The organism is Streptomyces sp. NPDC020875 (genome assembly GCF_040641415.1).
GTDB lineage: Bacteria > Actinomycetota > Actinomycetes > Streptomycetales > Streptomycetaceae > Streptomyces.
The window spans coordinates 14,872-27,789 of sequence record NZ_JBFADP010000014.1; the positions used below are offsets into that span (position 1 = coordinate 14,872).

Here is a 12,918-nt window from a genome sequence, read left to right on the forward strand (position 1 = left end):
GGTCCCAGAAGTCGCGGCGCGCCGGGAGAGGGCAACAGGCCGAAGAAGACCGGCACAAAGGGGCCGGGGCCGGACGCCTCATCGCGTCCGGCCCCGGCCCTTTTGCTACGAATGCTACGAAGGTCGCCGTCCCCGGCTCAGGGCGTCTCTTGCGGATCTTGCCGGGCTCGCGTGCCCTGGCACGCACGCTCGCCGCGTTGTCGTCGGTCGCCTACGGCCCCCTGCGCCTAGCGGCGCGGGTGGTACCCCCACCGCGTGGACTCCCTCCTCCGCCTTGCGATCGCACGCACCAGAACCCGCTCGCTGATCCGGCCTGATCCACAAGAAACGCCCTAGGGCAGCTGCGCCGCCCGTGCCTCCCGCCGGTTGTAGCGGAAGGTGTTGACCCGGCGGGCGGTGGCGAACAGCGGGATCACCGCGCCCAGCACCACCTGGAGCGCGCAGCCGGTCTGGAGCAGCAGCTGGCCGCCGGGCGCGTCGAACGCCCAGGCCGCCAGGAGCCCCATCGCGGAGACGATCCAGCCGAGCATCGCCACCGCGAGAATGCCGCGGGGCTTGGGGTACTCGACCCGGCTCACCATCAGCCAGGCCGTACCGATGATCGCCAGCAGGGTCGGGATGAACGGCAGCTCCAGCAGGACGATGGAGACGACCGTCAGCGCCCCGAAGGGGCTCGGCATGCCCTGGAACATGCCGTCCTTCATGGTGACGCAGGAGAATCTGGCGAGTCTGAGGACGACCGCCAGCAGCACCACGATCGCGGCCACCGCCGAGACCCGCTGATGGGCGTCGTCCGCGACCATGCCGTAGACCAGGACGAAGTAGGCCGGGGCCAGTCCGAAGCTGATCAGGTCGGAGAGGTTGTCCAGCTCCGCGCCCATCGGCGAGCTGCGCAGCTTGCGCGCGACCAGACCGTCGCAGAGGTCGAAGATCGCGGCGAGCAGCATCAGGATCACCGCGGTCGCGGCGCTGTGCCGCGCCATACCCGACTCGGTGCTGCCCTGCATATGCGGGATGAGGATTCCGGTGGTGGTGAAGTACACCGCCATGAATCCGCAGGTCGCGTTACCCAGGGTGAGCGTGTCCGCTATCGAGAGCCGCAGGGAGAGAGGCATCTCCTCGGTGTCCGGGTCGGCCTCCGGGTTGGCCGGGGCCTTCTCCCCGGACCAGCCCTTGGCCTGGGTATCCGGATCAATCACGGTCAATGCGAGTCACCCCCGCGGTGGTGGTCTGTCCGACCTCGACCGCGACCTCGACACCCTCGGGCAGATAGAGGTCGACTCGGGAGCCGAAGCGGATCAGGCCGATACGGTCGCCCTGCTCGACCTTGGTGCCCTCCGGGATGTAGGGCACGATGCGCCGGGCGACGGCGCCCGCGATCTGCACCATCTCGATGTCGCCCAGCTCGGTGTCGAAGTGCCAGACGACCCGCTCGTTGTTCTCGCTCTCCTTGTTGAAAGCGGGAACGAAGCCGCCGGGGACGTGCTCGACGGAGGTCACCGTGCCCGCCAGGGGCGCCCGGTTCACATGGACGTTCAGCGGGCTCATGAAGATCGCGACCCGGGTCCGCCCGTCCTTCCACGGCATGATGCTCTGCACCACACCGTCGGCGGGCGAGATGACCCGGCCCTCCGCGATCTCGCGCTCGGGGTCGCGGAAGAACCACAGCATGCCCGCCGCGAGGGCGGTGGCGGGTACGGCGATGATCGCGGCACTGCGGGAGCGGCGCGCCCGGGCGAGGCTGACGGCCGCGGTGGCGACGGTCGGCAGAAGCCATGGCGACGCTCCGCGGGCCAGACGCCCCTTGGGGAATCCGTCGCGTGGTGCAGAGTTCTGGCTGTGGGGCATGGATGACCTTCGTAGCGGATGAATGCCGCGGTTGTCGGGGACGGCGGCTTTCCGGCGATGCTAGCGGTTGCGGGTAGCAACTGGGAAAGCCAGAAGCCGAGTCGGCGACGGGATACCGAGCACAGGATGTGATCCACTTCGCGTCATCGGGAGGTTTAAACCCGGGCGAACGTGACGATCAACCCTGGATTCGGTACTCCTCCAGCAGTCGGCGTCCGATGATCATTTTCTGGATTTCGGCGGTGCCTTCACCGATCAGCAACATGGGGGCCTCCCGGTACAGGCGCTCGATCTCGTACTCCTTGGAGAAGCCGTAACCGCCGTGGATACGGAACGCGTCCTCGACGACCTCCTTGCAGTACTCCGACGCCAGATACTTGGCCATCCCGGCCTCCAGGTCGTTTCGCTCCCCGGAGTCCTTTTTGCGTGCAGCGTTCACCATCATCGCATGGGCGGCCTCGACCTTGGTAGCCATCTCGGCCAGTTTGAACTGCACGGCCTGGTGGCCGGCGATCGGCTTGCCGAAGGTGTGGCGCTGCTGGGCGTAGGAGATGCCCAGCTCGAAAGCGCGCTGGGCGACGCCGCAGCCACGGGCCGCGACATTGACCCGGCCCACCTCGACGCCGTCCATCATCTGGTAGAAGCCCCGGCCTGTCGCGCCGCCGAGTACCCGGTCGGCGGGGACCCGCAGCCCCTCCATGATCATCTCGGTGGTGTCGACGCCCTTGTAGCCCATCTTCTCGATCTTGCCGGGGATGGTGAGACCCGGCATGACCTCGCCGAACCCGGGCTCCTTCTCGATCAGGAACGTCGTCATCGACTTGTGCGGGGCGGTTCCCTCGGGGTGTCCTTCGTCACTTCGGACCAGCACCGCGACCAGGGACGAGGTCCCCCCGTTGGTCAGCCACATCTTCTGGCCGGTCAGGACGTACTCGTCACCGTCCCGGACCGCCTTCGACGTGATCGCCGACACATCCGAGCCGAGCCCCGGCTCCGACATCGAGAACGCGCCCCGGACCTCGCCCGCGGCCATCCTCGGCAGAAAGGCGTCCTTCTGTTCCGCCGTACCGTGCTGCTTGAGCATGTACGCGACGATGAAATGGGTGTTCACGATGCCCGAGACCGACATCCAGCCCCGGGACAGCTCCTCGACACAGAGCGCGTACGTCAGCAGGGACTCGCCGAGCCCCCCGTACTCCTCCGGGATCATCAGCCCGAAGAGTCCCAGTTCCTTCAGACCGTCCACGATCGCCACCGGATACTCGTCCCGGTGTTCCAGCTCGGTCGCGACCGGCAGTATCTCCTTGTCGACGAAGTCCCTGACCGTCGCCACGATCTCCCGCTGGACCTCGGTCAGCCCGTCGGTCCTGGCCAGTCGTCCCGTCATCGCCGCACCTGCTCCTTCGGTTCGGGGCGGCCCGGCTGCTCCCCGCCGCGTTCGTCGACATATGCCTTCGTCGGCACCATCACCTTGCGCCGGAAGACGCAGACGAGGGTGCCGTCCTGTTTGTGGCCCCGGGTCTCCACCGTGACGATCCCCCGGTCCGCCTTCGAACGGGACGGCGTCTTGTCGAGGACCGTCGTCTCGCCGTAGACCGTGTCGCCGTGGAAGGTCGGCGCCACATGCCGCAGCGACTCGATCTCCAGATTGGCGATCGCCTTCCCCGACACGTCCGGGACCGACATCCCCAGCAGCAGCGAGTAGACGTAGTTCCCCACCACCACATTCCGCCCGAAGTCCGTCGACCCCTCCGCGTAGTGCGCGTCCAGATGGAGCGGATGGTGGTTCATGGTCAGCAGACAGAACAGATGGTCGTCGTACTCGGTGACCGTCTTGCCGGGCCAGTGCTTGTACACGGCGCCGACCTCGAACTCCTCGTAGGTACGGCCGAACTGCATGGTGCTCATGCCTCCGGGGGTGTGAAGGAGCCGGTACGCGTCATACCGGCGGCGCGGCCCTTGCCCGAGACCACCAGCGCCATCTTCCGGCTGGCCTCGTCGATCATCTCGTCGCCGAGCATCGCCGACCCCTTCTTCCCGCCCGCCTCCGACGTGTAGTAGGCGTAGGCGTCGAGAATCAGCTCGGCGTGGTCGTAGTCCTCCTGCGACGGCGAGAACACCTCGTTCGCCGCCTCCACCTGGCCCGGGTGCAGCACCCACTTGCCGTCGTACCCCAGCGCCGCGGCCCGCCCGGCGACCTCGCGGAAGCCGTCCACGTTCCGGATCTGGAGATAGGGGCCGTCGATCGCCTGGAGGTCGTGCGTGCGGGCGGCCATCAGGATCCGCATCAGGATGTAGTGGTACGCGTCCGCCGGATAGCCCGGCGGCTGCTCGCCCACCACCAGCGTCCTCATATTGATCGACGCCATGAAGTCCGCCGGGCCGAAGACGATGGTCTCCAGCCGGGGCGAGGCGCCCGCGATGGCGTCCACGTTCACCAGACCCCGGGCGTTCTCGATCTGCGCCTCGATACCGATCCGGCCGACCTCGAAGCCCATCGTCTTCTCGATCTGGGTGAGCAGCAGATCCAGCGCCACGATCTGCTGGGCGTCCTGCACCTTCGGCAGCATCACACAGTCCAGATTGGGCCCGGCGCCCTCGACCACGGTCACCACGTCGCGGTAGGTCCACTCGGTGGTCCAGTCGTTCACCCGGACCACCCGGGTCTTGTTCCCCCAGTCGCCCTCGTTGAGGAACTTCACGATGGTGTGCCGGGCCTCCGGCTTGGCCAGCGGCGCGCAGGCGTCCTCCAGATCCAGGAAGACCTGGTCGGCCGCCAGCCCCTGGGCCTTCTCCAGGAACCGGGGATTGGAACCGGGCACCGCCAGACACGAGCGGCGGGGCCGCGACGGACGGTCGGCGAAGGGGCTGGTCATACGGGAACCTCCAGAGGGTCGAGCAGATGTGCTTGCCGGATCTCGTCGACGATACGGCCGATGATCTCCGTGATACCGAAGTCCTTCGGGGTGAAGACGGCGGCCACCCCGGCCGCCCGCAGCCGGGCCGCGTCCGCGCCCGGGATGATCCCGCCGACCACCACCGGCAGCTCACCCGCTCCGGCCGCCCGCAGCCGCGCCAGTACGTCCGGCACCAGCTCGGCATGCGAACCGGAGAGAATGGAGAGCCCCACGCAGTGCACGTCCTCCGCCAGTGCCGCCGCCACGATCTGCTCGGGCGTCAGCCGGATGCCCTGGTAGACCACCTCGAACCCGGCGTCCCTGGCCCGTACGGCGATCTGCTCGGCGCCGTTGGAGTGCCCGTCGAGCCCCGGCTTGCCCACCAGCAGCCGCAGCCGCCCGGCGCCCAGCTCCGCGGCCGTACGCGCGGTCTTCTCCCGCACCGCGGCCAGCGGGCTCCCCGGCTCGGCGGCCACCGCCACCGGCGCGCCCGACACCCCCGTCGGCGCCCGGAACTCCCCGAACACCTCCCGCAGCGCCCAGCTCCACTCACCGGTGGTGACCCCGGCACGGGCGCACTCCAGGGTCGCCGCCATCAGATTCGCGGTCCCCATCGCCGCCCGCTTCAACGCGGTCAGCGCCTCGACGGCGCGCGGCTCGTCCCGTCCCTCCCGCCAGGTGTGCAGCCCGGCCACCACCCGTGCCTCGTTCGCCGGATCCACCGTCATGATCGCCGCGTCCAGATCGGCGGTCAGCGGGCTCTCCTCGGTGGCCTCGAAGACATTGACGCCGACGATCTTCTCCTCGCCCGCCTCGATCCTCGCCCGGCGCTCCGCGTGCGACGACACCAGCCGCGACTTCAGATACCCCGACTCCACGGCGGCCATCGCGCCGCCCATCTCGTCGATCCGGGCGATCTCCGCCAGCGACGCCTCGACCAGCTCCGCCACCTTCGCCTCGATCACCCGCGACCCGGCGAAGATGTCGTCGTACTCCAGCAGATCCGACTCGTGCGCCAGGACCTGCTGGATCCGCAGCGACCACTGCTGGTCCCACGGCCGGGGCAGCCCCAGCGCCTCGTTCCAGGCCGGCAGCTGTACGGCCCGGGCCCGGGCGTCCTTGGAGAGCGTGACCGCCAGCATCTCCAGCACGATCCGCTGGACGTTGTTCTCCGGCTGGGCCTCGGTCAGGCCGAGGGAGTTGACCTGGACGCCGTAGCGGAACCGGCGCTGCCGGGGGTCGTCGACGCCGTACCGTTCCCGGGTGATCCGGTCCCAGATCCGGCCGAAGGCCCGCATCTTGCACATCTCCTCGACGAAGCGGACGCCCGCGTTCACGAAGAACGAGATCCGGCCCACCACCTCGCCCCGGCGGTCGTCGGGGATCTGCCCGGAGGCGAAGACCGCGTCCAGCACGGCGATCGCCGTCGCCATGGCGTAGCTGATCTCCTGAACCGGGGTGGCCCCCGCCTCCTGGAGGTGGTAGCTGCAGATGTTGATCGGATTCCACTTCGGGATGTGGTTGACCGTGTAGGCGATCATGTCCGTGGTCAGCCGCAGCGAAGGGCCCGGCGGGAAGACATGCGTCCCCCGGGACAGGTACTCCTTCACTATGTCGTTCTGCGTGGTGCCCTGGAGGGCGGTGATCTCGGTGCCCTGCTCCTCGGCGACCACCTGGTAGAGCGCCAGCAGCCACATCGCGGTGGCGTTGATCGTCATCGAGGTGTTCATCCGGTCCAGCGGGATGTCCCGCAGCAGCCGCCGCATATCGCCCAGATGCGCCACCGGCACCCCGACCCGGCCGACCTCGCCGCGGGCCAGTACGTGATCGGGGTCGTACCCCGTCTGCGTCGGCAGGTCGAACGCGATCGAGAGACCCGTCTGACCCTTCGCGAGATTGCGCCGGTACAACTCGTTGGACGCCTCCGCCGTGGAATGCCCGGCATACGTCCGCATCAGCCACGGCCGGTCCTTCGGCCGCGGTGTCTCCTGCCCGGAGTCCGTCATCTCCCCGGGCCTCAGACGTTCCGGAAGCGGTTGATGGCGTCGAGGTGCCGGGCCCGGGTCTCCCCGTCCCGCACCCCCAGCCCCTCCCGGGGCGCCAGCGCCAGCACGCCGACCTTGCCCTGGTGCAGATTGCGGTGCACGTCGTACGCCGCCTGCCCGGTCTCCGCCAGCGGGTACACCTTGGAGAGCGTGGGATGGATCTTCCCCTTGGCGATCAGCCGGTTCGCCTCCCACGCCTCCCGGTAGTTGGCGAAGTGCGAGCCGACGATCCGCTTCAGCGACATCCACAGATAGCGGTTGTCGTACTCGTGCTGATAGCCCGATGTCGAGGCGCAGGTGACGATCGTGCCGCCCTTCCGGGTCACGTACACCGACGCGCCGAAGGTCTCCCGGCCCGGATGCTCGAAGACGATGTCCACGTCCTCGCCGCCCGTCAGCTCCCGGATCCGGGCGCCGAACCGCTTCCACTCGCGCGGATCCTGGGTCCGCTCGTCCTTCCAGAAGCGGTACCCCTCCGCGTTCCGGTCGATGACCGCGTCGGCGCCCATCGCCCGGCAGATCGCCGCCTTCTCCGGGCTCGACACCACACAGATCGGATGGGCGCCGCCGGCCAGCGCGAACTGTGTGGCGTACGAGCCGAGCCCGCCGCTCGCGCCCCAGATCAGCACATTGTCGCCCTGCTTCATCTGGGCGCCGTTACGGGACACCAGCTGGCGGTACGCGGTCGAGTTCACCAGCCCCGGCGCCGCGGCCTCCTCCCAGCTCAGATGCGCTGGCTTCGGCATCAGCTGGTTCGACTTCACCAGCGCCAGCTCCGCGAGACCGCCGAAGTTCGTCTCGAAACCCCAGATCCGCTGCTCCGGGTCGAGCATCGTGTCGTTGTGCCCGTCCGACGACTCCATCTCCACGGAGAGACAGTGCGCCACGACCTCGTCGCCCGGCCGCCAGGCGTTCACCCCGGGCCCGGTGCGCAGCACCACACCCGCGAGATCCGAGCCGATGACGTGGTACGGCAGATCGTGCCGCCGGGCGAGATCGCTCACCCGGCCGTACCGCTCCAGGAAACCAAAGGTGGAGAGCGGCTCGAAGATCGACGTCCAGACCGAGTTGTAGTTCACGGAACTCGCCATCACCGCGACGAGCGCCTCGCCGGGCCCCAGCTCGGGCACCGCGACGTCCTCGACGTGCAGTGACCTACGGGGGTCCTTGTCCCGGCTCGCGAGGCCCGCGAACATCTCGGTCTCGTCCTTGTGCACGGTCACCGCGCGGTAGGACTCGGGGACGGCCAGCGCCGCGAAGTCCGCGGGCGTGGCGTCCGCCGACTGGATCGCGTCAAGGATTTCCTTCACGGTGTTGCCTCCGGCAAAGCGCGTCGGGGTGTCCTCGCGGACCCCGAAGAGGGTGAGGGGCGGTGCAGCTGCTGTGGAGGTGTGCGTGTGCCGTCGGTTCGGCGCGGGTGGAGCGGGTTCGTGCGGTCGCACGACGGAAAGCCTGTGACGCAGGCGTCCGGGCACGCGGGGCGCGCGGTGCGCGCGGGTCGCGGGGACGGGACCGGTGAGCTTGGTGACTCGGGATCGGCCGCCCGGACGCTTTTACGTTATGACACTGGGTGCCGCCTGACAAGACACTCCGTGCCAGGTTTCTTTCCCCGGGCCCGGATGCCTTCCCCCTCCGGAGCACCACGCGCCCGGCGACCCGGTGTTGTTCGCGGCCTGCTGACCGTCCGTGGCTGTTCGCGCAGTTCCCCGCGCCCCTGGTTGCTCCTCCTGGCCGCCCCCGGGAAGAGGCGGCCCCTCTTCCCGGGTACCCCCTTTTCAGGGGCGATGCCGGGGAGAGCATTTAGGGGCGCGGGGAACTGCGCGACAAGCCACAGGCGGTCCGCAGACCGCCGACAACATCAGGCTGTCGGGCGGGACCCGGGTTTGGGACGATGCCCCGGAGAGCCAAGGCGCTGGGGGTCCCCCCATCGCCGAAGGCATAGGGGGCGGAACTGCGCGACAAGCCACAGCCGGGCCGCGGACCGCGAACAACATCAGGCGGCCGGGCGCGGCCCGGGTTTTGGGGCGGCACCCCGGAGGGCCGAGGTGCTGGGGGCCCCGGGGGCGACGGGCGTAGGACGTGGCGGGACCCTCAGCGGGAGGCGCCCCGGTGGGACTGGAGGGCCTTCTCGATGGTGCGCATCACGTCGGGCAGCGGCGCGTCCGTGCGGGCCACCGCCACCAGGACCTCTTCGTGCGGTTCGGCGACCGTCACCAGGGACGTCTCGACCGCGGGGGTGCGGGCGGCGCCCATCATGTTGGTGCCGAAGGTGTCCCGGACGATGGCGAACGCGTGGTCCAGCTGGGATTCCACGTCGCCCTGTCCGCCCGCCCGGAGCCACCGCCGCAGGACGTGGTTGTGCGCGGTGACGACGGCCGACGCGGCGACCTCCGCGAGCAGGGGGTCGTCGTTGCCGTCGTGGTGGTCGCGTTCGTCGAAGTGGCCCAGGAGGTAGCGGGTGAAGAGGCGTTCGTACCGCGCGACGGACGCGATCTCCCGTTCCCGGAGCGTCGGGACCTCGCGGGTGAGCCGGTAGCGTTCGACGGAGACGGCCGGGGACGACGCGTACATCCGCATGACTTCTTTGATGCCCCGGCAGACGGTGTCCAGCGGGTGTTCGTGCGGGGGCGCCGCGTTCAGTACCGCCTCGGCGCGGACCAGGGTGTCGTCGTGGTCGGGGAAGATGGCCTCTTCCTTGGAGCGGAAGTGGCGGAAGAAGGTGCGCCGCGCGACCCCGGCGGCGGCCGCGATCTCGTCGACGGTGGTCGCCTCGTACCCCTTGGTGGCGAAGAGTTCCATCGCCGCCGCCGCCAGTTCTCGGCGCATCTTCAGGCGCTGTGCCGCCGCCCGGGTGCCCGCGGCGCTCTCGGGCGCGTCCGTGGCGGACTTCGGTCGGTTCGTACGACTGCGGGGATCAGGGGGCTGGGCCATGACCCGAACGTACTGCATGGGTACGTATCGCCGCGCCTTCGGTCGGCTCCGTGGACCCCGGGACGGGCGGCCGGGTTCGTCCCGGGGCGCGGGCCCGCCCGTCCCGGGGAGCGACGCCGCCCGTGACCCCGCCCCCGGTCACGGGCGGAGCGGGGTTCACCGCCGGGTGTATTCGCGGAAGCCGCGCCCCGTCTTGCGTCCCAGGCACCCCGCCGCCACCAGGTGTTCCAGCAGGGGCGCGGGTGCCAGGCCGGGCTCGCGGAACTCTTCGTGGAGCACCTTCTCGATGGCCAGCGAGACATCGAGTCCGACGACGTCGAGGAGTTCGAACGGGCCCATCGGATAGCCGCCGCCCAGCTTGATCGCGGCGTCGATGTCGTCCACGGTCGCGTAGTGCTGCTCCAGCATCTTCACCGCGTTGTTGAGATAGGGGAAGAGCAGCGCGTTCACGATGAACCCGGCCCGGTCGCCGCAGTCCACCGGATGCTTCTTGATCGTCGCGGTCAGGGCCCGGACGGTGGCGTGGACGTCGTCGCCGGTGAGCACGGTCCGCACGACCTCGACCAGTTTCATCGCCGGGGCCGGGTTGAAGAAGTGCATACCGATCACGTCCTGCGGCCGGGCGGTGGCCCGCGCGCAGGCCACCACCGGCAGCGACGACGTCGTGGTGGCGAGCACGGCGCCGGGCTTGCAGATCCCGTCGAGGGCGGTGAAGAGGGCCTGCTTGACGGCGAGGTCCTCGGCGACCGCCTCCAGTACGAGATCCGCCCCGGCCAGGGCGTCGAGGGCCCCGGCGGTCCCGATCCGGGCCAGGGCCGCGTCGCGGGCCTCCGCCGTGGTCCGGCCCCGGTCGACGGAGCGGGCGAGCGACGCCGCGACGCGTTCCTTCGCCGCGTCGGCCTTCGTGGTGGAGCGGGCCGCGAGCACCACGTCGTACCCGGCCTTGGCGAAGACCTCGGCGATGCCGCTCGCCATCGTCCCGGACCCGGCCACGCCGACCGTACGGATCTCCCGGGGCACGGCACCGGCGGCCAGCGGGGACGGGGTCAGCGCGTCGGGCACCACCTGGGCCGAGCCGGGCCCGGCATAGGTATAGAAGCCCCGGCCCGCTTTGCGGCCGGTCAGTCCGGCCGCGTCGAGCTGCCGCAGGATCGGCGCGGGCGCGTGCAGCCGGTCCCCGGACTCGGCGTACAGCGCGTCGAGGACGGTACGGGCCGTATCGATGCCGATCAGGTCGAGCAGCGCCAGCGGGCCCATCGGCAGTCCGCAGCCGAGCCGCATCGCGGCGTCCACGTCCTCCCGGGAGGCGTACTTCGACTCGTACATCGCGGCGGCCTGGTTGAGGTAGCCGAAGAGCAGTCCGTCGGCGACGAAACCGGGCCGGTCGCCCACCTCGACGGGCTCCTTGTCCAGTTCCCGGGCGAGCCCGGTGACGGCGGCGACCGCCCAGGGGGCGGTCAGTACCGAGGAGACGACCTCGACCAGCCGCATCGCGGGCGCCGGGTTGAAGAAGTGCATCCCGAGGACCCGTTCCGGACGGCGGGAATCCGCCGCGAGCCGGGTCACCGACAGTGCGTTGGTACCGGTCGCGAGGATCGTCGTGGGCCGGACGATGCCGTCCAGCTCCCGGATCACCCGCTGTTTCACCTCGTACGACTCCGAGACCACCTCGATCACCAGATCGGCGTCCGAGGCGGCGCGGAGGGTGGTGGTGGTCCGCAGGCGGGCGAGCGCGGCCCGGCGCTCGGCGCCGGTGATCCGGCCGCGCGCCACGGCACGCGCCGTCGACTCCTCGACCGCGGCGACGGCGCGCCGGGCGGCGGACTCGTCGATGTCGATACCGACGACCTCACGGCCGGCCAGGGCGAGCACCTCCGCGATACCGGTGCCCATGGTGCCGAGACCGACGACGGCGACGGTCCGCAGGGGGGTGGTGGAGATGTCCATCGGGTCCATCCGGGGACTCCAAGGGGTGAGTGACGACTCAACGGAAGGCGGCGGAGGTCCGCGCGCCGTTCGAGCGGAGACCGGCGCGCGGCGCGGTGCCGCCCAGAGCTGTGCGGGGCGCACCCGGTTGTCGCGCGGGGTGCGTGAGAACGGCGGCCCCGTCCCGGGCCGTGCCGTACGCGGCGCGTGACCGACTCACGCGCCGTACTGTGCTGTTCGCCGAACCGACCGCACTCGCGGCGGCTGCGTCACCAGGCCGCCGCAGGGCGTATCACGGGGAATCCCCGCTCAGTTGAGGTTAACCGGCGGGTAACGAGCGCGCCAGACCCCGGGCGGCCCCCTCCGGTGTGATCTGGGTCGCGATCCGCGACCGGACCGCCACGGATCGTCGCTACGCTTTCGACCATGGACGACGAGTTACGGTCGCTGGCCCGGCGGCTGCGGCGCGAGTCGGGCGGCTCGACGGAGTACGAACGCCTCCTCGTGACGGTGGACCAGGAAGAGCTGGCGGCCGTCCTCACCGCGCCGGGGCAGCCGCTGTGGGCACGGGAACTGGCCGCGTTCCGGCTCGGCCGCGCGGGGGACCGGCGGGCATTCGAAGCGCTGGTCCTGCTGCTGAACCACCGGGACCCGGAGCGGTGCGCGTCGGCGGCGCACGCGCTCCACGAACTCGCCGACCCGAGGACGGCGAGAGCGGCGGCGGCACTCGCCACCAATGAACTGCGGGTCGCGTACGCGCTGGTGCCCGTACGGCTCCTGATCCGGCTCCGGGCCCCGGAATCCGCGCCCGCGCTCATCACCGTCCTCCGTCGGCGGCTGGCACCGGGCGACCCGTACCGGCGCCTCGCCCTGGCCTGTGTGGAGGGCCTGGGCGCACTGGGCGACGCCCGGGCCCGCGACGTCCTCACCTCGGCGGGCACGCACCCCTCCCTGGCGGCGGCGGCAGAGGCGGCCCTGGCGCGGACGCCTCCCGCCGGGGGGCCCGCCGCGTTCTGAGGCGCCTCCACGGGGAGACCCCCCAGCGCCCTGGCCCTCCGGGGCACCGCCCCGAAGAACCGGGCCGCGCCCGGCCGCCTGGTGTTGTTCGCGGCCCGCCGCCCGCCTGTGGCTTGTCGCACGCCCCGATGCCTTCGGCAATGGGGGACCGCCAGCGCCACCTGGGTTGCTTTCCCGACCGCCCTTCGGGAGGGGGGCGCCCTCCTGGCAGGGGGGCGTGCCTCCTCCGGAGGTGTTTCGCCTGCGAGCCGAGG

10 protein-coding genes are annotated in these 12,918 nt (G+C 70.6%); 1 reads left to right on the plus strand and 9 read right to left on the minus strand.

The window, feature by feature from the left end:
* Positions 1-332: 332 nt before the first annotated feature.
* From pssA to AB0G74_RS10275, 9 genes are all read right to left on the minus strand, one after another.
* Positions 333-1,199, minus strand: a complete 867-nt coding sequence (gene pssA / locus AB0G74_RS10235; RefSeq protein WP_361142909.1) for a CDP-diacylglycerol--serine O-phosphatidyltransferase — start codon at positions 1,197-1,199, stop codon at positions 333-335.
* Positions 1,192-1,848, minus strand: coding sequence for a phosphatidylserine decarboxylase (locus AB0G74_RS10240; RefSeq protein ID WP_361142912.1), 657 nt, complete (start codon positions 1,846-1,848; stop codon positions 1,192-1,194). Before AB0G74_RS10240 ends, pssA begins: the two co-directional genes overlap by 8 nt.
* 178 nt (positions 1,849-2,026) lie before the next feature.
* A complete protein-coding gene (locus AB0G74_RS10245) occupies positions 2,027-3,235 on the minus strand; it encodes an acyl-CoA dehydrogenase family protein (RefSeq protein WP_361142915.1) in 1,209 nt (402 codons plus the stop codon).
* On the minus strand, positions 3,232-3,747 hold the full coding sequence (locus AB0G74_RS10250) for a MaoC family dehydratase (RefSeq protein ID WP_361143194.1): 516 nt from the start codon (positions 3,745-3,747) through the stop codon (positions 3,232-3,234). Before AB0G74_RS10250 ends, AB0G74_RS10245 begins: the two co-directional genes overlap by 4 nt.
* Before the next feature lie 5 nt (positions 3,748-3,752).
* Positions 3,753-4,724 carry a CoA ester lyase gene (locus AB0G74_RS10255; protein WP_361142922.1) on the minus strand — a complete coding sequence of 324 codons (972 nt, stop codon included), beginning with the start codon at positions 4,722-4,724 and terminating at the stop codon, positions 3,753-3,755.
* Positions 4,721-6,751 carry a protein meaA gene (locus AB0G74_RS10260; RefSeq protein WP_361142924.1) on the minus strand — a complete coding sequence of 677 codons (2,031 nt, stop codon included), beginning with the start codon at positions 6,749-6,751 and terminating at the stop codon, positions 4,721-4,723. Before AB0G74_RS10260 ends, AB0G74_RS10255 begins: the two co-directional genes overlap by 4 nt.
* A gap of 11 nt (positions 6,752-6,762) precedes the next feature.
* The gene (gene ccrA, locus AB0G74_RS10265; RefSeq protein WP_361142927.1) at positions 6,763-8,100 is read right to left on the minus strand and encodes a crotonyl-CoA carboxylase/reductase; all 1,338 of its coding nucleotides are present in this window, start codon (positions 8,098-8,100) and stop codon (positions 6,763-6,765) included.
* A gap of 781 nt (positions 8,101-8,881) precedes the next feature.
* Positions 8,882-9,721, minus strand: coding sequence for a TetR family transcriptional regulator (locus tag AB0G74_RS10270; RefSeq protein WP_361142929.1), 840 nt, complete (start codon positions 9,719-9,721; stop codon positions 8,882-8,884).
* A 156-nt stretch (positions 9,722-9,877) separates the two neighbouring features.
* Complete coding sequence (locus AB0G74_RS10275) at positions 9,878-11,668, minus strand: 3-hydroxybutyryl-CoA dehydrogenase (protein WP_361143197.1); 1,791 nt, start codon at positions 11,666-11,668, stop codon at positions 9,878-9,880.
* 405 nt (positions 11,669-12,073) lie between these two features.
* On the opposite strand from AB0G74_RS10275, the gene AB0G74_RS10280 reads away from it, so the two are divergent.
* Positions 12,074-12,664, plus strand: coding sequence for an adenylosuccinate lyase (locus AB0G74_RS10280; protein WP_361142932.1), 591 nt, complete (start codon positions 12,074-12,076; stop codon positions 12,662-12,664).
* Positions 12,665-12,918: the final 254 nt, after the last annotated feature.